The sequence below is a fragment of the Dissulfurimicrobium sp. genome (assembly GCF_049968175.1).
GTDB lineage: Bacteria > Desulfobacterota > Dissulfuribacteria > Dissulfuribacterales > Sh68 > Dissulfurimicrobium > Dissulfurimicrobium hydrothermale.
Window position 1 is genome coordinate 22,306 of record NZ_JBMFRG010000005.1, and the last position, 24,750, is coordinate 47,055.

Annotated in this window: 24 protein-coding genes, 1 tRNA gene and 1 pseudogene; 22 read left to right on the forward strand and 4 right to left on the reverse strand. The window is 52.1% G+C overall.

Annotated elements, in window-relative coordinates:
• Window positions 1-7: 7 nt before the first annotated feature.
• From ACP5SG_RS01130 to ACP5SG_RS01180, 11 genes are all read left to right on the forward strand, one after another.
• Window positions 8-2,260 (forward strand): tetratricopeptide repeat protein, encoded by a 2,253-nt coding sequence (locus ACP5SG_RS01130; protein ID WP_424661594.1) that lies wholly within the window; start codon window positions 8-10, stop codon window positions 2,258-2,260.
• Window positions 2,257-3,717 (forward strand): sigma-54-dependent transcriptional regulator, encoded by a 1,461-nt coding sequence (locus ACP5SG_RS01135; RefSeq protein ID WP_237888711.1) that lies wholly within the window; start codon window positions 2,257-2,259, stop codon window positions 3,715-3,717. The genes ACP5SG_RS01130 and ACP5SG_RS01135 overlap by 4 nt, the downstream gene beginning before the upstream one ends.
• Window positions 3,714-4,175 carry a flagellar basal body rod protein FlgB gene (flgB, locus tag ACP5SG_RS01140; RefSeq protein ID WP_237888710.1) on the forward strand — a complete coding sequence of 154 codons (462 nt, stop codon included), beginning with the start codon at window positions 3,714-3,716 and terminating at the stop codon, window positions 4,173-4,175. The genes ACP5SG_RS01135 and flgB overlap by 4 nt, the downstream gene beginning before the upstream one ends.
• Entirely contained in the window at window positions 4,172-4,630 is a 459-nt protein-coding gene (flgC, locus tag ACP5SG_RS01145) for a flagellar basal body rod protein FlgC (RefSeq protein WP_237888709.1), read from the forward strand. Before flgB ends, flgC begins: the two co-directional genes overlap by 4 nt.
• Before the next feature lie 22 nt (window positions 4,631-4,652).
• Window positions 4,653-4,961, forward strand: coding sequence for a flagellar hook-basal body complex protein FliE (gene fliE / locus ACP5SG_RS01150; protein ID WP_237888708.1), 309 nt, complete (start codon window positions 4,653-4,655; stop codon window positions 4,959-4,961).
• A gap of 109 nt (window positions 4,962-5,070) precedes the next feature.
• Complete coding sequence (gene fliF / locus ACP5SG_RS01155; protein WP_428121216.1) at window positions 5,071-6,717, forward strand: flagellar basal-body MS-ring/collar protein FliF; 1,647 nt, start codon at window positions 5,071-5,073, stop codon at window positions 6,715-6,717.
• The gene (fliG, locus tag ACP5SG_RS01160; RefSeq protein WP_424661592.1) at window positions 6,710-7,750 is read left to right on the forward strand and encodes a flagellar motor switch protein FliG; all 1,041 of its coding nucleotides are present in this window, start codon (window positions 6,710-6,712) and stop codon (window positions 7,748-7,750) included. The genes fliF and fliG overlap by 8 nt, the downstream gene beginning before the upstream one ends.
• A gap of 1 nt (window position 7,751) precedes the next feature.
• Window positions 7,752-8,585 (forward strand): FliH/SctL family protein, encoded by an 834-nt coding sequence (locus ACP5SG_RS01165; RefSeq protein ID WP_237889951.1) that lies wholly within the window; start codon window positions 7,752-7,754, stop codon window positions 8,583-8,585.
• Entirely contained in the window at window positions 8,551-9,885 is a 1,335-nt protein-coding gene (locus ACP5SG_RS01170) for a FliI/YscN family ATPase (RefSeq protein WP_424661591.1), read from the forward strand. Before ACP5SG_RS01165 ends, ACP5SG_RS01170 begins: the two co-directional genes overlap by 35 nt.
• A gap of 3 nt (window positions 9,886-9,888) precedes the next feature.
• A complete protein-coding gene (gene fliJ, locus ACP5SG_RS01175) occupies window positions 9,889-10,332 on the forward strand; it encodes a flagellar export protein FliJ (RefSeq protein WP_424661590.1) in 444 nt (147 codons plus the stop codon).
• A complete protein-coding gene (locus ACP5SG_RS01180; protein ID WP_237888703.1) occupies window positions 10,313-11,002 on the forward strand; it encodes a MotE family protein in 690 nt (229 codons plus the stop codon). Before fliJ ends, ACP5SG_RS01180 begins: the two co-directional genes overlap by 20 nt.
• A gap of 38 nt (window positions 11,003-11,040) precedes the next feature.
• On the opposite strand, the gene ACP5SG_RS01185 is transcribed toward ACP5SG_RS01180, so the two are convergent.
• Window positions 11,041-11,134 (reverse strand) — tRNA-Ser (locus ACP5SG_RS01185).
• A 426-nt stretch (window positions 11,135-11,560) separates the two neighbouring features.
• Between ACP5SG_RS01185 and ACP5SG_RS01190 the strand changes: the two genes are divergently transcribed.
• Window positions 11,561-12,838 (forward strand): hypothetical protein, encoded by a 1,278-nt coding sequence (locus ACP5SG_RS01190; protein ID WP_424661589.1) that lies wholly within the window; start codon window positions 11,561-11,563, stop codon window positions 12,836-12,838.
• A 189-nt stretch (window positions 12,839-13,027) separates the two neighbouring features.
• On the opposite strand, the gene ACP5SG_RS01195 is transcribed toward ACP5SG_RS01190, so the two are convergent.
• Window positions 13,028-13,384, reverse strand: coding sequence for a hypothetical protein (locus ACP5SG_RS01195; RefSeq protein ID WP_428121222.1), 357 nt, complete (start codon window positions 13,382-13,384; stop codon window positions 13,028-13,030).
• A 4-nt stretch (window positions 13,385-13,388) separates the two neighbouring features.
• Here ACP5SG_RS01195 and ACP5SG_RS01200 point away from each other — a divergent pair, with 4 nt between their 5' ends.
• Window positions 13,389-14,843 carry a retropepsin-like aspartic protease family protein gene (locus ACP5SG_RS01200; protein ID WP_428121225.1) on the forward strand — a complete coding sequence of 485 codons (1,455 nt, stop codon included), beginning with the start codon at window positions 13,389-13,391 and terminating at the stop codon, window positions 14,841-14,843.
• Here the strand turns inward: ACP5SG_RS01200 and ACP5SG_RS01205 are convergent.
• Together ACP5SG_RS01205 and ACP5SG_RS01210 are read right to left on the reverse strand one after the other, a co-directional pair.
• Window positions 14,830-15,030: a hypothetical protein gene (locus ACP5SG_RS01205; protein ID WP_424661587.1), complete on the reverse strand. Its 201-nt coding sequence runs from the start codon at window positions 15,028-15,030 to the stop codon at window positions 14,830-14,832. The genes ACP5SG_RS01200 and ACP5SG_RS01205 overlap by 14 nt on opposite strands.
• A gap of 173 nt (window positions 15,031-15,203) precedes the next feature.
• Window positions 15,204-15,518: a hypothetical protein gene (locus ACP5SG_RS01210; RefSeq protein WP_237888699.1), complete on the reverse strand. Its 315-nt coding sequence runs from the start codon at window positions 15,516-15,518 to the stop codon at window positions 15,204-15,206.
• A gap of 36 nt (window positions 15,519-15,554) precedes the next feature.
• On the opposite strand from ACP5SG_RS01210, the gene ACP5SG_RS01215 reads away from it, so the two are divergent.
• The 9 genes and pseudogenes from ACP5SG_RS01215 to ACP5SG_RS01255 form a co-directional block, all read left to right on the forward strand.
• Complete coding sequence (locus ACP5SG_RS01215) at window positions 15,555-16,490, forward strand: radical SAM protein (RefSeq protein ID WP_237888698.1); 936 nt, start codon at window positions 15,555-15,557, stop codon at window positions 16,488-16,490.
• A gap of 33 nt (window positions 16,491-16,523) precedes the next feature.
• Complete coding sequence (locus ACP5SG_RS01220) at window positions 16,524-18,035, forward strand: Rne/Rng family ribonuclease (RefSeq protein WP_424661586.1); 1,512 nt, start codon at window positions 16,524-16,526, stop codon at window positions 18,033-18,035.
• A 7-nt stretch (window positions 18,036-18,042) separates the two neighbouring features.
• Complete coding sequence (hisC, locus tag ACP5SG_RS01225; RefSeq protein WP_237888696.1) at window positions 18,043-19,158, forward strand: histidinol-phosphate transaminase; 1,116 nt, start codon at window positions 18,043-18,045, stop codon at window positions 19,156-19,158.
• 15 nt (window positions 19,159-19,173) lie between these two features.
• A complete protein-coding gene (locus tag ACP5SG_RS01230; protein WP_237888695.1) occupies window positions 19,174-19,530 on the forward strand; it encodes a DUF134 domain-containing protein in 357 nt (118 codons plus the stop codon).
• On the forward strand, window positions 19,530-20,309 hold the full coding sequence (locus tag ACP5SG_RS01235; RefSeq protein ID WP_237888694.1) for an ABC transporter ATP-binding protein: 780 nt from the start codon (window positions 19,530-19,532) through the stop codon (window positions 20,307-20,309). The genes ACP5SG_RS01230 and ACP5SG_RS01235 overlap by 1 nt, the downstream gene beginning before the upstream one ends.
• 123 nt (window positions 20,310-20,432) lie before the next feature.
• The gene (bamA, locus tag ACP5SG_RS01240) at window positions 20,433-23,066 is read left to right on the forward strand and encodes an outer membrane protein assembly factor BamA (RefSeq protein ID WP_428121233.1); all 2,634 of its coding nucleotides are present in this window, start codon (window positions 20,433-20,435) and stop codon (window positions 23,064-23,066) included.
• Window positions 23,053-24,150 (forward strand): UDP-3-O-(3-hydroxymyristoyl)glucosamine N-acyltransferase, encoded by a 1,098-nt coding sequence (gene lpxD / locus ACP5SG_RS01245; RefSeq protein WP_237888692.1) that lies wholly within the window; start codon window positions 23,053-23,055, stop codon window positions 24,148-24,150. Before bamA ends, lpxD begins: the two co-directional genes overlap by 14 nt.
• Window positions 24,140-24,619 (forward strand): 3-hydroxyacyl-ACP dehydratase FabZ, encoded by a 480-nt coding sequence (gene fabZ, locus ACP5SG_RS01250; protein WP_424661698.1) that lies wholly within the window; start codon window positions 24,140-24,142, stop codon window positions 24,617-24,619. The genes lpxD and fabZ overlap by 11 nt, the downstream gene beginning before the upstream one ends.
• A 7-nt stretch (window positions 24,620-24,626) precedes the next feature.
• Window positions 24,627-24,750 (forward strand): annotated as a pseudogene (locus ACP5SG_RS01255) (acyl-ACP--UDP-N-acetylglucosamine O-acyltransferase); the annotation flags it as partial.

The window sequence follows — 24,750 nt, forward strand, 5'->3', positions numbered from 1 at the left end:
ATGTATCATGCATAGAGTATTGACAGGTCTTTTGTGCCTGGTTTTTTCTGTGACCGTCTGCCCTTGCAGGGTCTGTGCCGCATCGCCCGAAAAGGACGTGTCCGCACAAGGATCGCCAAGCGACCTCGGACGGGTCAGGGCGAGGATCAAGGCCCTGCAAGAAGAGATCGAGTCATCCCCTGTCTCTGACAGGCATAAGGCCTTTGAGCTGGTCTCCCTGCTTCGCAAGATACTTCCGGCGGTTGCAAACGATCCGGTTGAATTCGCCGAGACGAACTGCCTGCTTGGCGAGGCCTATTTCAAGGCCGGTTATCTCCCGGAGGCCGTGACCTATCTCAAGACTACGGCGAAACGTTTTCCTGATAGCCCGTGGGGACAAAAGGCCCTTTTGATACTTATGAAAAATTCCAAGCTGTTGAATATTAAAAAAGACGAAAATGATTATTATAAGGAACTTATACGTCAATTTCCTGACACCTTAGTTGGTAAAACGGCCTGGATAGCGCTTGCCGTCAAGGCGGTTGAAGGCGGGAATATCAACGAGGTGTCCGTAGAGATGGCAAGGCTTGAGGATGCAGACCCTGACATCGGCCTCAGTGTCCCTAAATTCCTTGATTTGAAGGCGAAGGTCTTGGCTGCCAAAGGGAAGGAGGCGGAGGCGAGGGCGACATGGATGCGTTATCTGAACCTGGTGCAGTCGCCAGATCAGGACGCTGAGGTGCTTTACAACATAGCTGAGTCGTACAGACGAGAGAAAAGACTGCTCGACGCCGTCCGGATCTATCTTCTTTTGAACAAGAGGTATCCTGATTCCTTGGAGTCTGTTTTTGCAAAATACAGGGTCATGGAGATCGAAAAGGGGACAGGGGCCTTGAATATCCTGTTGATGGCCGGGCCCAGGATAGCACGCCTTGGTTTAGATAAATACCCTGTAAAGGAACAGATATTATCAACGATCATCCGGGAGGCCCCTGGCCTCCCGATTGCCAAGGAGGCCATGATTGATTACATGTCGCTCAAGGTCGAAAACGGGAGATATCTTGATGTATTGAAGATGGTGGCGGATGCATCGAGACTTGGTGGAGACGATGCCTTTGTCAAGGCGGTCTCGAAGGAGGTCTCGATGGCCGCCGACGCTATCCTGGCAAAGGCCGATGTCTCGGGGCTTAAAGGCGGCCTGGATGCCGCAAGGGGGTTTCTTGACGGAAATGACAAGCAAAGTCCTTTTTGGCCTGTGATGTCAGATATCGCTCAGAGGGTCTGGGCAGGTCTCATAGACCAGTATATGGCCAAGGATGAATTTGTCGAGGCAGTGGGCGAGGCCAAGGCATTTGTCAAGATATTCCCTGACGGTCTCGGTGTTGGGCATGTAAAAGAGGCCGGTGCAAAGGCGGTCCTCGCCCTTGACAAGGCCTTTTTTGATGCGCATAGACCCCTTGCGCTCTTAAATTATCACTTTTCGTCTATAAACGGCTCGGATTGGCTTTCCACGTCCGAACATCTCATTTATGTCGGTCTTGCATGGGATAGTCTCGGATGTCCTGAGGCTGCCATGAGGGCGTTTTATCAGGCATGGAAGGCTGGTCCGTCGAACGGGCACAGATTATTCCTTGCGTGGGCCCGGACGGCTGTGGATTCAGGCGATATGGAATCGGCCGAGGCCGTCTATGCCGTCATGGAGGCCAGATATCCAAAGAGGCTTGAGCAAGACCAGGATGCCCTGTGGATCAGGTCTGCAATCGCCCAATCGAAAGGGGATTGGAATTTGGTCTGGCGGATGGCAAAAAAGGCCATCGGTCTCGGACCGTCCGCCCGTATGATGCAGGCGCTGGAGACAATGCTCTTCAGGGCCGACATCCATCTCGGCCGGTGGGACGAGGCATCGTCTTTGTGGCAGGGCATAAAGGGCAGGCTCTCTGGGGTCGAGAAGGCACGTTTTTTGACAGAATGGGGCGACGAGGCATTTGGACGCGGAGATTATACCCAGGCTAGGGCAATTTACAGCGAATTGACGACCCTAGAGCCGAACGATCCATCCTGCACCTTCAGGCTTGCCGTTGCCGAATACCGCGCAGGCATGACCGATGCCGCTATGAAGAGGTTGGGCGAGGTCTCGAAGGGCAAAGGACAATGGGCCGAGGCCGCCGCCGCTGTCTTGGGGGCCGATGATCTCCTGAACGGACCAGCCAAACACCTCTTTCATACAAAAAAAGACGCCCAAAGGGGGACTGGGCAGGACAGCGGCGGGGGCGGCAGATGAGCCAGGGGGTGTTTGCAGCCGAGGCGAAGCAAGGCGGCGTTTTGCTGGTCTCTTTTGGCGATGACGAGGTGCGGGATATGCGCGATCGCCTAAAAGGGCTTGGTTTGGATACGGTAAACGCTGGCGACGCTGCAGGCGCAGCGGATGTCTTGAGAAAAGCCCGGGCTGTACTGGTCATAATAGCCCATGATCCCAAAAGAGGGATAAATGGTATCGAGTTGCTAAGGGCCTTGCAGGATATCTATAGAGGGGTTGGCTTTATATTGCTTGCCAGGAACGCTGTCATCGAAGATGCGGTGGCGGCCATGCAGATAGGGGCCTCCGATTTTTTGTGTCAACCAGTTGACATGGAGGCGTTTGTCCTGGCTGTAAAGAGGGCGCTTGGCAGACCTTCTCCGGTTAAGTTGAAAGGCGTCGGTCAGAAAGGGGCCGGCTGCGGGCTGCCGGCGGGCAACGGCAATGTTGTCGGTTCAGGAGATTGCCACGAGATCATCACTGCAAATCCCAGGGTCAAAAAGATACTGTCCCAGGCGGCAAATATTGCCCCAAGCCGTGTCCCCGTCTTGATTATGGGGGAAAGCGGTACCGGCAAGGAACTGTTGGCCAGATATATACACCGCATGAGCCAAAGAAGCGGTCCGTTTGTGGCGGTCAACTGTGCAGCCCTGCCGGAAACGCTGCTAGAGAGCGAACTTTTTGGCCACGAGAAGGGGGCCTTTTCGGGTGCCATATACAGAAGACTGGGCAAGTTTGAGCTGGCGAATGGCGGCACCTTGTTGCTCGACGAGATAACGGAGATGGCGGCGCAGCTTCAGGCAAAGCTCTTACGGGTCCTTCAGGAGGGCGAGGTAGACAGGCTCGGCGGCACCGGTCCTGTAAAGATCGATGTGAGGGTAGTGGCCACCACGAACAGGGATGTAAAATCGTTCATATCCTCTGGACGATTCAGGGAGGATCTCTATTTTAGATTGAATGTTATCTCCTTCAAACTCCCCCCGTTGAGGGAGCGTAGAGAGGACCTCTTGCTGCTTGCCGGGTGTTTTTTAAGGTCTTTTTCTGAGCAATATGCAAAAGTTGGACTGGAATTTGCAAAGGATGCAATCAAGGCCATTACTTCGATGCAGTGGCCAGGAAACATAAGGGAGTTGAGGAATGCGGTGGAGAGGGGCGTGCTCCTTGCGTCAGGAGGCGTTGTGACGGCAGCCGACATGTTTGGCGATGAATCTGATGCCGATGTCATGATTGATACGACGGCCGGGGGCGTCAGTTCTTCCTTGGACGTTGTGGCGTCTCAAGGCGAGATCGTCAATCTCGGCGTCCTCGAACGCGAGATGATAAAGCGGGCCCTTTCAAAGACGGCCGGCAATAGGACGCATGCAGCAAAGCTCCTCGGCATCAGCGTAAGGACGCTTAGAAACAAGCTGTCAGAATACCGACAGATGGGGGTGGTGCTGTGAAGCAGCTTTTCGGCAGGATATTCAATACGTTAGAGCGGGCTATCGAGCTTGAGACCCTGAGGAATACGGTCATCACTTCAAACATAACAAATCTCGATACGCCAGGTTACAAGGCAAAAGATGTCCCTTTTAAGGAGATAATGGCACGTTATTTGGACAATCCTCCGGGCGGGTTGGCTATGTCCTTGAAGGCGCCATCGCAAGGTCATATGATTTCTATGGGGGGTTCTTCGCTGGCGGTTACTGACAAGGCCCATATCCAGACAGCAGGCGGTAGTTATGGCGCAGATGCGGTTGTTGTCCGTTCAGACGAGAGAGGGACGCCCAATAACGTTGACCTTGATAGCGAGATGGCTGAGCTCGCTATAAACAATATCCGGTTCCAGGAGACCGTACAGTCCTTGATTAAACAGTTTGAAATGTTAAAGACAGCTATTACTGAAGGAGGCAAGGTATGAATCTCTTTACAGCCATTAAGATAAGCGCCTACGGGCTTTCCGCAGAGAGGACGAGGCTTGGTGTGGCAGCGATGAACCTAGCCAACGCGGACGTCACAAAGACCGTTGACGGTGGACCTTACAGGCCCAAGTCGGTGGTCTTTTCGGCCGAGCCGTATAACAAGACGGGTCAGGGAGGCGGCGGGGTGTCTTTTGCCGACAGGTTCTCGCAAGGGCTTGACGCGCTTCAGGTCGTAAAGGTCGCCAAGATAGTAGAAGACAAAGATCCTTTCAGGGAGGTCTATGACCCCAACAATCCCGATGCAGATCAGAATGGCATGGTGAAGCTGCCGAATGTGAATGTTATGGAGCAGATGGTGGACATCATGACCGCTTCAAGGGCCTATGAGGCGAATGTCACCGCCATAAATACGGCCAAGTCAATGGCGCTTAAGACACTTGAGATAGGCAAGTAAGCAAGTAAGGAGGGAGGTTGCAATGAAAATAAGCGGTCCTGCCGAGATGTCGACGGGTGGCAATAAGGGCGCATCGGGGATTGGAAACGGGGAAAACGGTACGCAGAGACGCGGTGGATTTGGCGATATCTTGACCAAGGCCGTCGAGGGCGTAAATAGCGATATGGTCCGCGCACAAGAGCTCGCGGAACTGAGTGCAGCCGGTCAGCCTGTGGATACGGCACAGGTAATGATAAGCGCAGCCAAGGCCGACATCTCGTTTAATCTCCTCGTGCAAATGCGGAATAAGATCATTTCTGCATATGAAGAGGTAATGAGGATGCAGTTCTAGGGTAATCAGTGAAGAACTTCCCCCTCGCCTTGCGAGAGAGGGGGGGCAGGGCGAGGGGGATATTTCAGATGTATGTTTATGAATTCACAGATGAAATGTGAGGGTTGATATGCCTACTCCCCAGGAGGCGCTTGAACAGATAAAAAAACTTTCTCAGAACCTGACACTGCGCCAGAAGGTTGTCGCTGCGAGTGTTGTCGCCTTGGCGTTTGCGGTCTTCGGGGTCATCTTTTTTATTGCAAACCGCCCTGTCTACAAACCGCTCTACTCTGATCTCTCACCCCAGGATGCAGCTGAGATTACCGCATGGCTGAAGAAGGAATCCGTGCCCTATCAGTTGTATAACGACGGCACCGCCATACGTGTTCCAGAGGAAAAGGTCTATGATGTAAGGCTGTCTTTGGCTGGCGCCGGGCTTCCGAGGGGAAGTGTAGGTTTCGAGATATTTGATCTGACCAACCTCGGCGTCACTGATTTTGTGCAGCATGTGAATTACCAACGGGCGCTTCAAGGGGAGCTTGAAAAGACCATCTCGAGGTTTCTTCAGATACGCAGCGTAAGGGTACTGTTGGCCCTGCCGCAGGAATCGCTTTTTACAAGCGAGAAAAAGGAACCAACGGCCTCTGTTGTGCTCCAACTGAAACCAGGCGAAGAGCTTTCCAGAAATCAGATAAAGGGTATAGTCCATCTGGTGGCTAGCGCCGTCCCAAGGCTTAAGAAAGAGAACGTGTCTGTGGTCGATACAGATGGAGGCGTGCTTTATGACAGTAAAGATCAGGAAAACGACCAGTCTTTGATGACGAATACCCAGCTTGCATATCAGAAAAAACTGGAAGATTACTACAGGCATAAGATTCAAAGCATGCTGGAAGATGTTTTGGGGCCTAACAAGGCCGTCGTGAGGGTTGCGACTGATGTAGATTTTGACCAGGTCCAGACAAGTGAGGACCGCTACGACCCTGATCAGACGGCGGTACGAAGTGAACAAAAGATCAGCGAGATAGATACGTCGCAAGAAAATGCTGGCGGCGTGGCTGGCGTAAAGGGGGGGCTTGCGGACAAGCTGCAGGGCAACGTCACAGGCCCTGCCGCGACCAATACTGGCGCCGGTGGCGCGCCTCCCGCCTTGATCAGACAAAAGACCCAGGATACCTCAAATTATGAGATCACTAGGATACAGAGACAGATAAACGCCTCCATTGGCAAGCTCAAAAAGATATCGGTCGCCGTCATGGTCGATGGTTCTTACCTTCCAAAGGGCAAGGAGCTTGTGTATACGCCGAGGTCTCAGGAGGAGTTGGCCAATCTCGATCGTATCGTAAAGGCCGCCATTGGATTTGATCCCAAACGTGGGGACGAAGTAAGTGTTGTCAACGTGCCGTTCAAGGCCCAGCAGCCCGAAGGAAAGGCCCCGTCGAAGTTGTTCGAGCTGGCCTCGTACTTTGCGACGCCTTTCATGAATATTATCTTAGCTGTCCTCTTCATTGTATTTGTGTTGCGCCCGCTGTTCAATCGCTACGTCCTCAAACCCCGCGGCAAGGAAGAGGCGGAGGCCGTTCCGTCTGGTGCACGCACGGGCGAGGGTGAGACTGGAGAAGGGGAGTTTGAGTTTCCACCACCGCCGGTCATCCATCCGATACCAGACGCTAGAGAGAGATTGAGGGAGATGGCGCATGCATATCCTGAAAGGGCGGCCGCTTTGGTAAAGATATGGCTGAGAGAGAAAGCTGAGGCGGGTGGTACAAAAAATGCCTAGCAAGACGTCGGATTCCAATCAGATAGACCTGAGCAATCCGGCAGGTGCCGTCAAGGCCGCTATATTTCTCCTTGCAATGGGGGAGGAGTTTGCGGCCGAGGTGTTTAAACACCTCCACGAGGATGAGATCCGAAGGGTTTCTCGCCTTATGGCGCAGATACAGAATATCCCTGGGGACGCGGTCGAGAAGGTGATGAATGAGGTGCAGGAGAAGATGGGGCTTGTCCACGGCGAGGTGGCGGTGCCTGTGGAGGACTTCTTGAAAAAGGTCCTGTTTTCTTCAATGCCCTATGAGCAGGCGCAAAAGATCTACGAAGAGATCGTCAGGCAGCTCCATCCCTCTACGTTTCAAAAGCTTTCACACCTTGAGCCAAAGGCGATCGTCGCCTTCCTCAGAAACGAGCACCCGCAGACCATTGCTGTCATCCTGGCACACCTCGATTCCTCCCAGACGGCCGCCATATTGCGTGAGCTTCCTGAGAATCTGCAGGCCGACGTCATAATGCGGATCGCCAAACTTGACAAGATCAGCCCTGATATAGTGGCAGAGATAGACAAGGTCCTTGAGGAGGAGCTCTTTTCTGTAGAGATGAGTGATGCCAAGAAGGTAGGCGGGGTGGCTAAGGTCGCCGATATACTCAACAACCTCGACAGGCAGATGGAAGACACCTTGCTTGAGAAGATAGAGGCTGCGTCTGAGCCTTTGGCCGAGGAGATCAAGAAGCTGATGTTTAAGTTCGAGGACCTCATAAATGTCGATGACGCGGCCATCATCATGATACTTAAAGAGGTGAGCATGGATGAGCTCAAATTTGCCCTTAAGGTTGCCTCGGACGATCTGAAGGCCAAATTTTTCAAGAACATGTCGGAGAGGGCTGGTGCCTTGCTTAAGGAAGACCTTGAGGTAATGGGTCCGGTGAGGCTGAGGGATGTGGAGAAGAACCAGCAGGCCATCCTGAAGGTGGCAAAAAGGCTTGAGAGTGAAGGCAAGATAGTCTTGAGCGCAAAGGGAGGGGAAGACGTCCTTGTCTAGGGTGATCAAGGCCAAGGAGCGGCAGAAGGCGGGTTTGCATGAGATGTCTCTGTTGCGCTCAAAGGGCATACAGACGCCAAATGACGCTGGCGGTGCCTTCAGTCCATTTTGTGAGCTTGTCGGCGCCGGTCGGGAAGGAGTTGATGCGGCGCCGTTGGCGCAAGAGGGTACCCATTCCAACCCTAGCGTCGGGTTTGGGCGTGGGGATCTTGAATGTGAAAGGGACGTTGAGGCCGCAAGGCTTGAGGCTGAGGCCCTTAGAGAAGAGGCGAGGACCATCCTTGAAAACGCTAGGAAAATGGCCGCTGATATAGAGACCGAGGCCTATAACCAGGGCTATGCCCAGGGTCAAAAGGATGGCGAGGCGCTCGGCAGAAAACAATATGAGACCAGATGCGCGAGGCTCAAGGATGTTGTCAGCGCCATCCAGTCGCAGGCGGTTGCGGTGATTGACAAATATGAGCCTCAACTCGTCAGGCTCTGCATGGAGATATCAAAGGCCGTTATACACCGCGAGATAGAGACCAGACCGGAAACAATAGCCTTGTGCCTTAAGGAGGCCTTTAAACAGGTTGTGGAGGGGAGTCCGCTCAATATAAGGCTCAACCCGAGGGATGTCGAGATCGCCAGTGATTTTATCGAAAGAGAGGCCAGGATCGCAGGCGGCCATCCGGTAAACTTGACGCCGGACAGTCGGATAGATCCAGGCGGGTGTATTATTGAGACCGATTTCGGACTCATAGACGCAACGGTTGACGGCAAATGGCAGGTCGTGGCCGACGCCATCAAGAAGATCCTAGATGGACGACGGACAGGAGACGGCCATGCGGATTGATCTTGATTCTTACATAGATGCAGCAAGAAAGGTGAGATCGGTGCGCTCTTGCGGTCTAATCAACCAGGTTATCGGCCTTGTCCTTGAAGGTAAGGGGCCTGGCGCCCCGGTTGGTGCGATTTGCCGGGTGGATGTTGAAGACGGGGGGCGTCTGCCTGCCGAAGTGGTCGGGTTTAGACAAGGCCGTACATTGCTTATGCCCCTTGGCGAAATGAGGGGGATCGAGCCGGGCGGTAGGATATGGGTCGAGGCGAACAGGGCCGAGGCATGTGTAAGTCCTCGATTGATAGGGCGCGTGCTGAATGGGCTCGGCGAGGTCATAGACGGCAAGGGATCGATCAGGGCAGATGTATTGTATCCGCTATACGGCGAGCCGCTTAATCCGCTCGATCGCCCCCGCATCGATACGCCTGTGGATGTAGGGGTCAGGGCGATAAACGCCTGCCTTACCCTTGGCAAGGGGCAGCGTATCGGTATAATGGCCGGCTCCGGGGTCGGTAAAAGCACCCTCCTGGGCATGATCGCCAGACATACGACGGCCGACGTGAATGTAATAGCCCTCATAGGCGAGCGGGGGAGGGAGCTCAGGGACTTTATTGAGAGGGACCTTGGACCAGAGGGTCTCAGGCGTTCGGTGATAGTTGTTGCTACATCGGATCAGCCCCCACTCATCAGATTGAGAGGGGCTTACCTCGCCACTTCGATAGCGGAGTATTTCAGGGATCAGGGCAAAGACGTCATCCTCATGATGGACTCGATCACCCGATTTGCGATGGCGTATAGAGAGGTCGGGCTTGCCATCGGTGAGCCGCCTACCTCGAGGGGCTATACGCCGAGCGTATTCGCCCAACTTCCGAGGCTGCTTGAAAGGACGGGGAGAAAGAGAGGTGCAGGCAGTATCACCGGCATCTATACAGTGCTCGTCGAGGGCGATGATATGAATGAGCCCATTGCTGATGCGGTGCGTTCCATTGTTGACGGGCACATAGTTTTGAAAAGGGAGCTTGCCCATCAAGGTCATTATCCGGCGATAGATATACTCCAGAGCGTAAGCAGGATTATGCGGGATATTGCTGCGCCAGGACAGATCGAGGCGCACCGGGAGCTTATAAAGGTGCTCTCGACCTATCAAAGGGCTGAGGACATAATCAACCTTGGCGCGTACACCAGGGGTGCCAATCCAGATATCGATTTCGCCATTGAAAAGATACGGCCTGTCAAGGAGTTTTTAATGCAGGACATTGACGTCCCGGCGCCCTATGATTCAAGCATACAGGCCTTAATCGGTCTGTTCGGGTGAGGTATGGCCTATAGGTTTCGCCTCGAGGCGTTGTTACGGCTTAGACAGAGACAGATGGAGGCCGCCAGGTTCGAGCTGGCCCGTCTCTTGAAACAATATCGCGATGCACAAGCGGCCGTCTCTGCCCTGTCGAAGGCGAAAGAAGATGCTGACCTGAAGGCCAAGGCCGGTCTTGCAAAGGGCATGCCAGCCGGAAGATACCGGCTGGAGGTAGATTATATCGAGATGCTGACAAGTGAGATAGACCGGTACGAAAATATGCTTTTGGAGCTTGAACCGCACATTCAGCGGGCAAAAGAGGCCCTGGCCAGGCGGCATGTGGAAGAAAAATTAGTGGAGAGGTTTAAAAAGGATGATTTTGCGGCATACATGCTTCAGGAGCGGAATGCCGAACAGAAAAAGGCAGATGACCTGGCGGCGGTGAGATATGGCAGAAACAAGGCCTGAGAAACAGTCGGGTGCGCCGATTTATACCATGACCCGTCTGTTGTTGATTGCAGGCGTGGCGAAGCTTGTGCTTACAGGCTTTTTCCTTGTGGGTCTTGGGTTTGACAGGGCCTCGGCCGTTGAATCGGCAGGCCGGCCTGCTTCTGTGGTGCAAGGAGGTGGGGTGCAGGTGCCTGGATCTGCTGGCAGTCCAGCGGGTTTGTCAATGGGAAGCGGCGATGGAGGTGGGGTGCCGCAAGGCCTTGGACAAAATGCCTCAAGCGGAGCCGGTTGTCGCCCCGAGGTGATGCAGGTGCTGCGTGCGCGTCTGGATGAGCTCAAGGAAAGGCAAGCGGCACTGGAAAAGGAGTCGAAGGATATTGATTTTGAGAAGAATGAGCTTGATGAGAAGATCAAGGAGTTAAAAGGGCTCAAGGCAAGCCTCGAAGGGCCGCTCAATATGCTCAAGGATGCGGGCCGAGAAGGCATTCAGCATATGATAGGCGTATATAACTATATGGATCCACAGAAGGCGGCCGCTATGCTGGACAAGATGGACGACACAACCGTGATAGAGATTCTAAAGGGCATGAAGAGCAAGAAGGTGGCGCAGATCATGTCTTTTATGAATACGGACAGGGCCGCCAAGATCAGTTCGGAATTGACAGGGGCCCAAGTCAAAGGGCCTTGATGCCGCTTGACGGTGACTGCTGAAAAGGGTTGTTTTATTGGCGGAGAGGGTGGGATTCGAACCCACGGTACACCTTTTTGGGCGTACACGCGATTTCCAGTCGCGCCCCTTCGGCCGCTCGGGCACCTCTCCAATAGGCGTCTAAATGTAGCCAATTTGTCCTGATATGCAAGCATTAATTAGCCGGTTTCAAGAAAAGGCCATGATCATCCATTCGATGTCCATTCAGACCGTTTTTTGTCATATCCTGTTTGTAAAATTGACGGCGTCGCAAGAAGTCGCCAAGTGCTGTTGCTGTGTTGTGCTGCATCTTTTGTCGCTGAGGCGTACAGCAGGAAGTACGCCTCATTCTCCAGGATCCGCGCGCCTTGCATTGACGATTTTTTTTACAAGATCATAAAATTGTCTTTTGAATAAAAATAGTATATTGATTTTAAAGACGGATGGTTTAAGAACCGATATCTATATTGATTATGTTGATTGCCATAACTCTTAGAGAGCTTCCGGCTGAGGTCTTTGCGCGGCGCCGGACGCCGGGGTGATAAAGAGGAGGGTTAAATGCACAGGGGACTTTTTTCAAGATTGATCCTTATCTGTCTGGCCGCCGTATTTCTTTCCGGATGCGGACAGGTAGTGAAAGAGCCTTTTGAACCGATAAAAAGCGCTGAGCCGCCGCCAAGATCCTTGGGGAGAGGCATAGTCCTTCTGCCGTTGGCTGATTATACCCAGGGCTCAACCCCTGACGACGCGCTGAGACGCCAGATGAAACTGAACAGTGCGTTGTCTTATCAATTGGCTGCGCATGGGATCTATACCCCACTTGAGGAAGACGTGGTCCAGAACCTGGTGGACCTGGGCGTGATCAAGCCCATAAAGACATCCGCTGGGTCGGACTACAAGATGATAGCAAGGGAGCTGGGGACTGGCTGGTCGGAGGCGATGCAGGATGAGATTGGAAAGATCGTCTCACAAAATGAGGCCTTGCGCATATCAAAAGAACAGACCGGCTCTTTCACCACAGGTCTTAATCAAAAGATCGTCAATGAGATAGGCCGCCGCTTCCAGGCCGACTATCTGCTCCGCGGCAGGATCGTTGAATATGAGATCAGAGATGGTCATAACATGAACCCGCTCCAAAGGGGGGTGCTGCCGTTTTTCTTCGATTTCACGTCTAACGGGTTGTTCGGCATAGCGGAATCGAAGAGTTACGACCTCTGGCAGGACATGGCCGTAGGCGGGGCATTGGGTGCCCTTCTGGGGAGTCAGGCGCATACGCCGTTTAATGCCCAGGGCAAGGAGACGGAGATAGTCGGGGGGCCGAATCCGCGTTTCGCCACGGCGGTCACCAGGAACAGCGGTGGATACAGCGGCTATCGTGGTCTCAATGCCGCTACCTGGGGTGCGGCCGGCGCAGGGGCTGCATATCTCGCCTCAAAGGGCGGGAGGCTCCCTGAGGGCGTGGTTCAGGTGAGTTTGGCCCTTCAAGATGCCTATACAGGAAAGGTTGTCTGGGCCGATAGGGTGGAAAAGCAAGTGACCCCGCTTTCGATGTGGGCCGACCCTTCAACGCGTGTGCAGATAGACCGCGCCATTGAAGAGGCGTCAAAGACCCTTGTTGATGACCTGGCCGTGGCCTTGAACAGGATGCCGGCGCTTCCGCCTGAACCAGCAGTCGAGGTCCAGCCGTTGCCGCCGCCAGCCCCTGAACCGGCCCCTGTGATAGAGCAGCCGGCAAAGATGCCTGTATTCGAGAAGGCGAAGCCGAAGGCAAAGGCAAAGAAGAAGATCAAGAAGAAAAAGAAAAAGGCCGTAAATCCGGCGTTGAGAGGGTCTTAAAAGGTCCTTGGAAGGGCAAGCTTATTTATGAATGATTATGGGGGGCGTAATTATGTATAGTCGTCTGTGGAGATTTTTATTTTATGTCTTGGTATTGCCGGTTTTGTCGCTGCTCATTTTTAATGAAAACGCACAGGCGGATGTGGCTGCGTCGCCATCTGTAGTTGCGTCGCCATCTGAGGTGCAATTTTACATTGCAAAAGAACAGCTATCAAACCCTAACCCTGTAACCTTGACCGTTACAGCCACATCAGCCATATCGACTAATATTGGCAGCCTGACACAGACAGAGTGCATCCTTGCATCTACGAGCGATCCATGGATAACCGTGAGCCCTGGAACTTGTACTACTGTTACTCCAGGCCAGCCCGCTACATTTACTGTTGGAATAGATTTAACAAAGCTTCCATTTGTTAATAGCACCCCAATTTGCACAACAGGCACAAACACTGCCCCTACCTGTTCAAGTACTGGCACTGGCGCTACTTTTGTTCCCACCTGTTTAGGCGCAAGCACTACTAGCGCACCTATTTGTTCAAATTCCAACACTGTGCCTAACTGTATAAAAAATAGCAGCGGTAACATCGTCCCTACCTGTATAGATACAAATAATGTTACCAGGTTTACTGGTACGATTACACTTACGAACGAAATCGTAACCTATATAAATGATGGCTCCGGCGGGACCATCAATTCCCTTACTCCTAATGGAACGCCTGCTACCGTCAATGTCACCGTCTATCTGCAAAGTATTAAAAACAGCACGGGCGACATGACGCTCACCACCTCTGACTGGCTTGACCTCAATCTGGACATTCCGATTACAAAGGATTTGTCAGGCGCGCTCTATGTCCTGGTTGAACACAAAAGCCTTGCCCCTGGTCAGACCTTTGCCTATCGCTATGACCCGACAAACGGCCCGCAGTTTTACTACTTCAGCCAGTGGGGTCATCCTGTAAATAATGCGCAGCTCCTCTATTACGCGGCGGATGTCCATAATACGCCCATCGCTATACCTTTCACTGGCAGCGCTTCAGATAACACCATCCCTTACGGACAGACGGACGTGGTCTCCACCATCCCGATACGCTTCGGCGCCGGGATGCGGCTCATAGGCATGGAAGGGGACATGATCATCCATGTATTGATCGGGGACCCGAACAATATCCAGAATTATTCCTCATGGAGGGAGCTCCTCTACTATGTGCTCCATATCGAGCCCGTAACAGGCACATGGACGGTTACAGAATATTACAAGGGGCAACCATACACCTATACGAATTACCCCTTGTTTCTGTATGAAAAACGTGGCGTCTTGAACGGCATTTGGGACGACCCGCACGGCCGGCAGCAGCTCTATGTGTCATACGGCAACCCTTCCGATCAGGTCTGCACGAACTCCCTGGCCGTACAGGGCCATAGGTTCAACGCCCAGGGCTGCGAGATGACAGGCGGGTATCAGATATATTTCAACGAACCGACTGCGTTCGGGCAGATTGAATATCTCTATCAGATATCTAAACTGACGCGTGGTTCCCTGAGCGGCGAATACATGTACCGTATGCTTGGCGATACGGCATGGTCCATCCCTGAGACCTTTAGCGCAGGGAGACAGAATGCTGTAATTCCGTTGGACCCGACCACCAATCACTATATGGTAGGCGGCACTGTGAGTGGCCCCAGCGGCGGCCCCTATGCGGTCCAGTTTATTGTGGATACCGGGGCGAATTACGTTGTGCTTGATCAAAACATTGCGCCTTACATAGGCATCAATCTCACCGACACCACCCAGTGTACGCCTAGTTCCAGCATAGTGGCAGGCGGCGGGACCGTACAGGGTTATATCTGCACCGTCTCGAATATCACAGTGCAGGGGCTTTCAAGAAATAATGTTTCGGTTGTATTCCAGACCCAGCCTGGCCCAAACCTTTTGGGTATGACCTTCCTGGACAAGTTCCATATAACCACGGATCCAAACGACGGGACCATGACTATATTCCCGTAGTCTTTATTCTTGGTCTTTGATTGTGTACCGGCAGGGCTGTCTTTACATGAAAAGGCCGCCTTGCCTTTTTGTCTCTCCCATCACGCTGGGCGGCTGGCAGCTTGCCGCTCCATGCGGCATAAGTTTTCATCCATGAAGACAATATGCCGCTGGCGTCCGTCCATGGGCGCCTATTCCGCAGAGGCAAGCGGTCGGCTGCCTTTTGTCCTGTGCCGGAACTCCAGGTGTATCAAAGGCTGTTGTATAGCCCTGGGGGGCAGTCCAGCTCAAGGGAGGATGCCATTTCCTCTCCGGCATAAATGTCGGACCATGGTTGATAGATTAGATGGGGTTTAAGACGGAATGGTGTTTGTGAACATGTCACGGCATTCCCTGACCAGTCAGCATTAAAAATGTCTCGTGCATAAACTGCGTTACCGCGCAAAAGGCTGCTAGGAATACTGCCCATTTGACCATCTGCCGCCATGTCGGTTTATATTTGAACATCTTTTTTGTGAGGCCTATAATTATCAACACCGTGGCTATGCTATAGATGGCATATGCCCAGAGGTGACGGAGCATATCGACCGCTGCTTCTTTGGGTGGTCCGCTCCTGAGGGTGGATATGACGATGATTAGGAGGGCGATGGATATTTCTCCGATGTCCTTGCGCGTCCACTGTGATCCGGTTTTCATGTTTGACAGATCCTGAAATTACAAGGTGATTTTTTTATGAAATACTGCTTCGGTCCTGTACCATCAAGGCGCCTTGGTCTTTCCCTGGGGGTTGACATACTCCCGCTTAAGACCTGCAATTTAAATTGTATTTATTGTGAACTGGGCCGCAGCGCAAGCTACACATGCGAGCGCAGTGAGTATATCCCGGCTGAAGAGATAAAGAAAGAACTTGAGGCGGTGGTCTCCGGAGGGATAAAATTCGACACGCTCACATTCACCGCATCGGGCGAGCCCACCCTCCATCTGCGGCTTGGCGAGCTTTTGCGTTTTGCAAAGGGTATTACAGACTGTCCTGTGGCCGTTTTGACCAATGCGACACTGCTTTCAGACCCGGCGGTAAGGGCTGATCTCACGATCGCTGATATAATACTTCCATCGCTCGATTCCGTGATTCCAAGGCATTTCAGGAAGGTCAACAGGCCTGCCTTATGCGTGAAGCTTGAGGCCATAGTTGAAGGCCTTGTCAGATTGCGCAGGGAAATGACAGGCAGGATGTGGCTTGAGGTCCTTCTTGTGCAGGGTATAAACGACAGCCCCCAGGATATTGAGGCCCTGAAAGAGGTGATAAAATCAATAATGCCGGACAGGGTGCAGTTGAATACCGTCTCAAGGCCGCCTGCCGAGCATTGGGCAAGGCCTGTCTCAGAGGAGAGGCTTAGAGATATCCAGATAGAATTGGGAGAGACAGCCGAGGTGATCGCCGGTTTCAAGGGTAGCGGCGGTGTGCCTGAGGTTTGCGGCGTCCTTGAGGTCGAATTGATGGAGATGCTTAAAAGAAGGCCCCTTACGATTGAAGATATCTCCAGCCTTACAAGGTCTGGGGTGGATATTTTAAAGGAAGCGCTTCGCAGGATGGAGAGAGATGGGTCTATAAAATGCAAGATTTTTGGCGGCAGACCGTTTTATTTTCCGTCTGACCGTGTAGAATAGGCCGGTCGGTCATATCGGAGCTGGTTTTTGCATATGGAAAAGAGAAAAAACGACAGCAAAAAGGCGCAACTCAGGATCGTAATAAATGCGGATGCCCCTGAGGAGCGCCGTGTCGCACTCCTTGAAAACGGTAGACTTGAGGCCTTTCAGCTTGAGACCGTTACAAACATACAGACGAGGGGCAATATCTATAAGGCGAGGCTGGTAAACGTAGAACCTGCACTTGAGGCCGCCTTTGTGGATATCGGGCTTTCCAGGAACGGTTACCTCCCGTTCGATGAGATACATCCTGAATATTACGGCTATTCCGATAATAAAGAAAGATTGCCCGAAATACTGAAAAAGGGCCAAGAATTCCTTGTTCAGATAGTAAAAGAGGAGACGCCGGTCAAAGGTCCCGCGGTGACTACTTATCTTTCGATCCCTGGCAGATATCTAGTGCTCATGCCAGGTTCCGATCAGTCGGGTGTCTCAAGAAAGATAGAGGATGAGGCCGAGCGGAAGAGGGTTAAGGAGATATTGAGCGAGCTCAAGAGGCCTGAAGGCATTGGGCTCATTGCAAGGACGGTTTCGGCTGGCGCGACCAAATTGGATATCAGGAGGGATTTTGGTTATCTTCTAAGGTTGTGGCAGAGTCTTCGAAAAAAGGCCGGGGCGGCGCAGGCGCCGTCGCTTCTTTATACGGACAGGGACATAGTTACCAGGTTTCTGAGGGACTACCTGTCTTCGGACGTAAGAGATATAGTGGTTGACAACCAGCAGGTATTCAGCACAGTCAAGTCTTTCTTAAAGATCGTTTCCCCCAGGCATGTGGCTAATCTGTTCTTATACAAGGAAGACATCCCGATCTTTACCTCCTTTGGCATCGAGCCTCAGATAGAGGAGATATACAAACGAAGGGTCGAACTTCCATCAGGCGGCCATATAGTGATAGAGCCTACGGAGGCCCTGGTCTCGATAGACGTCAATTCAGGGAAAAATGTAAAGGAGAAGGATATAGAAGATACCGCCCTCAAGACAAATATCGAGGCTGCAGAAGAGATAGCGAGGCAGCTCAGATTAAGGGACCTGGGCGGGATCATTGTAATCGATTTTATTGACATGAGGACTAGGAGCTACCGCCAGCAGATTGAAAGGCGCCTGAAGGAGTGTCTCAAGAGGGATCGTGCAAGGACAGAGATCTCGAAGATCTCCAGTTTCGGATTGATGGAGCTTGTAAGGCAGAAGATCAGCTCCCCTGTCCAGATGGTGACTTTTCATCCTTGTCCATACTGCAAGGGCAGAGGCGTCGAGAGGTCTGTGGAGACGCTGGCCCTTTCCCACATGAGGACCATAAGGTCGTATCTTGTTGCGCATAGAGGTGAAGACATAAAAGAACTGGTGTTTGAGGCCCCTTCAAAGGTGTTGTTTTATATGTTTAACAACAAAAAGGGGGAGCTTTGCGAGCTCGAAAAGAAATTCAATATAGCAATAACTGCTGAGGAAAACAAGTCGCTTGACATGGAAGAAATAGCCCTTTATGCAAGGCTGGAGAGGAGTCCTTGAGAGTTCTATGACTGATAAGAGATGCACGGATGGAGTTCGTATCCCTGGATACATAAAGGAGCTGGTCCCATATACGCCTGGGAAGCCGATCGAGGAGCTTGAGCGGGAATACGGCATAAAAGATGCCATAAAACTCGCTTCGAACGAAAACCCTCTGGGTCCGTCACCCAAGGCACTCAAGGCTATTGAAGAGGCCATTGGGAGGTTGCACCGCTATCCCGACGGCAGTTCTTATTATCTCAAAAACCGCCTTGCAGAAAGATTCGGCGTATCGCCTGCGCAGATTGTGTTGGGTAACGGATCGAATGAGCTGATAGAATTTTTGGTACGGGTTTTTGTGCGTAGCGGGTGCGAGGTCATAAGCAGCGCCCCGAGTTTTCTGGTTTACACAAAGGTGGTTCAGGCAGCCGGCGGCAAAAATGTCATCGTGCCCTTAAGAGACGGCCGTCACGATCTCGGCGCTATCAGGGCGGCCGTCACGCCGGAGACGCGCGTTATCTTCCTTGACAATCCCAATAACCCAACTGGTTCGGTCATCTATCGCAGCGAGCTTGATGCCTTTCTTCACGCCCTTCCGAACGAGGTCCTCGTGGTCATGGACGAGGCTTATATGGAGTTTGTGCAGGGCGGCGTGACGCCGAGCGGTCTTGAGTATCTCGAAAGAGGCGACGGCCGTGTGGTTACACTCCGGACGTTTTCAAAGGCCTATGGGCTCGCCGGCCTCCGTGTGGGTTATGGTATAATGGATCCGGTTCTTGCCGGGTATATCGAGAGGGTGAGGCAGCCGTTCAATATCAACAGCCTTGCCCAGGCAGGGGCGCTTGCGGCCCTTGACGATAAAGAACACTTCAACAACACCCTCAAGATCACATTAGACGGGCGGTCTTTTCTTGCAGAGCGCCTTGCAGGGCTGGGCTGCCGCGTCTTTCCGAGCCATACCAATTTCCTGCTTGTCGATGTGCACCGGGACGCAAAGATGGTCTATGAGGCCATGTTGAGGCAGGGTGTAATCATAAGGGCCATGACCGCATACGGCTTCCCAGATCATATACGTATCACCGTAGGCCTGCCGTATGAAAATGAGCGGTGTATTTCGGCCTTGAAACTGGTTTTGACAGATTGATCCAGAGGTGAGATTATGCCCAGACCGCCCAAATGTAGGATCGTCAATCAGGAACCATTGGTCGTTTATTTCAAGCCGCGCGGCATACCTATGCGCAATCTCAAGGAGGTCGTGCTTTCGGTTGAGGGTCTCGAGGCCATCCGTCTGAGCGATGTCGAAGGGCTTGATCAGGAGGAGGCGGCCTTAAAGATGGGCGTATCCAGGCAGACATTCGGGCGCATCCTTGCCGCAGCGAGAAAGACTGTGGCTGATGCTATTGTCCTAGGTATGTGTCTGAGGATAGAGGGCGGAAATTACCAACTCCTGAAAAGGCAGGCCGGTGACGAGTCAGTGGACTGCAACGACTGCAACATGAAGGATTCGATTACCTGATGTCAGCGCGGATAGATATCGGTAATGGCCTGCATGGTCGCTATCCCGGTGTGGCCATAGCGATTCGAGGTCTTTCAAAGATCTATTCGACCAACGGCATAGTTGTAAATGTGCTGAAGGAGATCGATTGCGATATATTCGAAGGGGATGTGGTCGGCGTAGTCGGGGCATCGGGCGTGGGTAAGACCTCATTGCTCCATATACTAGGCACGCTTGAGCCCCCCAGTTCGGGCGCCGTTCTACATTTCGGGCAAAATGTCTTTACTTGGAAGGATTCCATGCTCTCAAGGTTTAGAAATGAACAGTTGGGTTTCGTCTTTCAGTTTCATTATCTGCTTCCGGAGTTCACTGCAGTTGAAAATGTAATGATGCCGTGTCTGGTGGCTGGTGTGGATAGAAAAGAGGCAAAGGAGGCGGCAATGGACATACTCATGGAGCTAGGCCTTGAGAATAGGGCTGAGTTCAAGATAGGACAGCTTTCAGGCGGTGAGCAGCAGAGGATCGCCTTTGCAAGGGCCATGGTGAGACGGCCCAGGTTGCTTCTGGCGGATGAGCCCACCGGCAATCTTGACGAGCACACAGGCGAGAAGTTGGCGGACCTGTTTTTTTCTTTGAACAGCCGGTATAACACCACGATGGTCATCGTGACGCACAATCTCGCCCTTGCAATACGGATGAAACGGTGTTTAGGATTGATCGACGGCAAGTTGGTCGAACTGGCATCTTCCGAGCTCAAGGATTTCGGGGTCGGGAAGGCGCGATCTGGGCGGATTTTATAAATCTTCGGTAGAGTTTTGATTATGACAGTCAAGCAAAGATTTTTTCTGGGGAAATTATCAACTTCTGGCAGCAGGTTTTTCACCTGCAAGGCCGTGTGCCCGGTCTGGATATCATGTCTTATTATGTTCCAGGCCTTTTTGCTCCCTGTTTTCATGGCATCTGGGGCAGCGGCTGCATCTCAAAAGGTGTTCTTTCTGAGGTTCTTATATTTCGGACCAGAGGAGAGCTCGAGTCTGGCGGATGAGGTCACGGAAGGCATGGTGAGGAGGTTCAGCTCTTCCGGAAACTCTATTGTCGAGGGGCGTGGTGCCGGGGCAGGTGCCAGCGTCACCGGGATAGCAAAGGAGGCGAAGGCTAAGGATGCAAGATTTGCTGTATGGGGAAGTGTAAGCCTGCTTGGAGGCAGGGTCAGTCTTGACATGCGTGTGCTTGACCTCAAAGATCCGGCGGCAAGTCCTGTGCCTCTATATGTACAGGGTGGACGGGAAGATATGAGCAGTATGCTGGATCAGGCGGAGAGGCGTATAAATGAGGTCTTTGCAGCCCCTGCAAAGGTCGGGCAGGTCCTGATAAGCGGCAATAGGCGGGTGGATACCGACGCAATCAGGGATTCCATAACCACCAAGGCCGGTGAGCCTTTTGACCCACAGAGGATTTCATCCGACATAAAGGCCATCTATAAGATGGGTTATTTTGATGATGTCCAGGTCGATGTAAAAGACGGTCCAAAAGGCAAGATCGTCACCTTTCTGCTGAAAGAGAAGCCAGCGATCCGTGATATCAAGATAAAGGGCAACAAGAACATCAAGGACGACAAGATCAAGGAGACGATAGGCCTAAAACCCTATACTGTCATAAATGAAAAGGCCCTCCAGGAGGCGGCCCAGAAGATAAAGGCCTTATATGAAGACAAGGGTTATCTGGGTACAGAGGTGGGTGTCTCGGTTGGGAATGTATCCGGCGAGGCTGCGGATGTCATCTTTGATGTCACAGAGGGTCAGAAGGCCAGGATAAAGTCCATTAAATTCCAGGGCAATAAGGCCTTTTCAAGCAAAGAATTAAGGGGTCTCATGGAGACCTCGGAAAAGAAGCCGTTTTGGTACCCCAGCATTAAAAATATAATGGCTTATATCAAAGGGGAGGAGGGGGTTTTGAAATTCGACGCCCTCGACAGGGATGTAGGCAGGATCGCCGCCTTTTATCACAACCACGGTTATGTTGATGCAGTGGTGGGTCAGCCGGTTGTGACAAGGAAGGGCGCTGACATCTATATAACCATTCCAATAGAAGAAGGGGATAGATACGGGGTCGGAAACATCGAGATAGAAGAGGATTATTTCCACGATCCAAAAAAACTCCTTGCCGATATGCAGATAAAGGGCAGATCGGTATTCAGCCAGGAGGTCCTGAGACAGGACATCCTAAAGCTTACGGATCTTTATGCTGATCAGGGGTTTGCCTATGCTGACATAACGCCTAAGATAACAAAAGATCCCAAGAAGAAGGTCGTGAATATCACCCTCGTGGTGAACAAGGGGCCGAAGGTGAAATTCGGACGTATCGAGATAACTGGCAATACCAGGACGAGGGATAAGGTGATAAGACGTGAGCTCAGGGTGAAGGAGCTTGATGCATTCAGCGCCACAGGCCTTAAAAAGAGCAAGGACAGGTTAAATAGGCTTGGATATTTTGAAGATGTGAGCCTCATTCCCAGCAAGGGGGATAGTGAAGACACGATGAACCTGGACGTCAAGGTGAAGGAGAGACCTACCGGCACCTTCAGTATCGGTGCAGGCTATAGTTCCGTGGATAAACTCATGTTCATGGGCGAGATAAGCCAGAGAAACTTCCTAGGTAAGGGCCAGACGTTGTCCTTCAAAGGCATATTAGGTTCTGTGACCAACCGTTTTGCGTTGAGTTTCATTGAGCCGTATCTTTTTGACACTAGGTGGTCCTTCGGGACCGATATCTACAATTGGCAGGTGAATTATGCCGATTATACAAAAGACAGCACCGGCGCGACAGTGCGCGTAGGGTATCCGCTTACAGACGAACTCAGGGTATTTGTTGGTCTGAGGGGGGACAACACCACCCTTTCCCATGTTTCAGCCAACGCCTCACAGATCATCCGGGATTCTATAGACATAAAGGCCACGAGGTCCATAAGTCTCGGCTTTGGCTATGATACGCGCAACGATTTTTATTTCCCGTCAAGAGGCTGGAACAATTCGATCTCCGTGGAATACGCAGGCGGCCTCCTCGGTGGGGACAGTGCCTTTGTAAAGACGGAAGGGGTTGCAAGCTACTATCATCCTATTTGGAAGCAGCTCGTCGGCCATATAAGGGGGGGCGCGGGGTATGTAACACAGAGTTCCGGCGGCAAGCTCCCAATCTATGAAAGATTCTTTTTGGGTGGCATAGATACCATAAGGGGTTATAAATATGAATATGTAAGCCCTATAGACCCCAATACCGGTGAGAGGATCGGCGGCGACTATATGGGTTTTGCGCAATTTGAGGCCATCTTCCCCATTGTAAAGGATATGGGTCTCAACGGGGTCACGTTCTTTGACGCAGGCAACGTCTGGAACAGTCACAATGCATACGACCTATCAGATCTGAGGAAATCGGTCGGTTTCGGCATAAGGTGGCTTTCTCCTATGGGTCCACTCAGGATTGAATGGGGTTACAACTTGGACAAAAAACCAGGGGACAGCAGCAGCAACCTGGAGTTCAGGATGGGTGGGGTGTTTTAAATACGGTGGTTTCATGGGCACCAGGACCATTAAATTAAAAGATATAGCCTCGGCTGTAGACGGGCGCTTGGTTGGATCAGGCAGGCTGGAGATCAGGGGTATCCGGTCATTGGATCTGGCTGGACCTGATGAAATAAGCTTTGCAGTAGGTACTTATCTTGAGGAAGATGTGAGGCGAAGCAGTGCAGGGGCGCTTATCCTGCCTGAAAAATGGCCGCTGTCCATTGACAGGCCGGCTGTCTTAGTCAGAGATCCCTATCTTGCTTGTGCGATTGTTGCATCGCTTTTCAACAAAAAGGAATTTGAGGCAACCGGAATAAACGCCGACGCCCGCATTGGCACTGGTTGTTCGATATCGGATAATATAAGCATACATGCCCACGCCTATATTGGCGACAGGGTTGTGATCGGGCCTTATGTCACGATCTATCCAGGTGTCTATATCGGTGATGATGCGGCTATAGGTGAAGGTTGTGTCATATATCCTAATGTGGTGATTTATAAGGGATGCCGCATAGGGAAGAGGGTGACTATACATGCGGGGGCTGTAATAGGGAGTGACGGATTCGGTTATGCAAGGCGCGGTGACGAATCGGTCAAGATACCGCAGATCGGCATCGTGGTCATAGAAGATGACGTTGAGATAGGGGCTAACGTAACTATAGACCGTGCTACATTCGGCGAGACTAGGATAGGGCGTGGTACAAAGATCGACAACCTTGTTCAGATCGGCCACAACGTGACCATAGGTCCTGGCGCTGTAATTGTGGCACAGGTGGGGATTGCCGGCAGTGCCAGGCTTGGCTCGGGGGTCATGCTCGGGGGACATGCCGGTATCTTGGGTCACATAGAGCTCGGTGATGGTGTGAAGGTGGGAGCGATGTCCGGTGTCGCAAAGAGCGTGCCTGCCGGCGAAGCGGTCTCGGGTATACCAGCCATACCCCATAAGCAGTGGCTGAGGGTGATGAATGTCTTGAAAAGGCTGCCTGAGATGGAGAAGGAGATAAGGCGGCTCAAGGAAGGTCTAGAGACAGGCCGTGATGATCGCACGGTCATGGATACAGGGGGTCAGGATGATGCATAGCCAAGGACGGTTTGATATGGATGATATCATGTCTTTTTTGCCTCACAGGTATCCCTTTTTGCTGGTTGATCGGATATTGAGTCTGGAACCAGGCAAATCTATAACCGGGCTCAAAAACGTGACCATGAATGAGCCTTTTTTTCAAGGTCATTTTCCCGGGTTTCCCATAATGCCTGGTGTCTTGATCCTTGAGGCCATGGCCCAGACGGGGATTATATTTGCAAAGGCCAGCGACCAGGCCGGGCTCAATGATAAATTTGTCCTGTTTGCAGGATTGGATGAGGTAAGGTTCAGAAGGCCCGTGATCCCTGGGGATCAGCTTATAATGGAGCTTACGCTCTTGAAACACAAGGCCTCAATCTGGAAGATGGCTGGCAAGGCCACTGTCGGCGGGGAATTGGCCGTAGAGGCCCAATTAATTGCATCCATGTCCGACGGATTGCCCGATAAACTAAAAGGAAGAGCCTGATAAAAATATGGATATATTGGATGAAGATGTCTTTATTCACCCCTCAGCTATAGTCAGGACAGGCGCAATAGGCGAGGGGGTGAAGGTCGGGCCTTATTCTGTCATAGGGCCAGAGGTGACCCTTGAAAGCG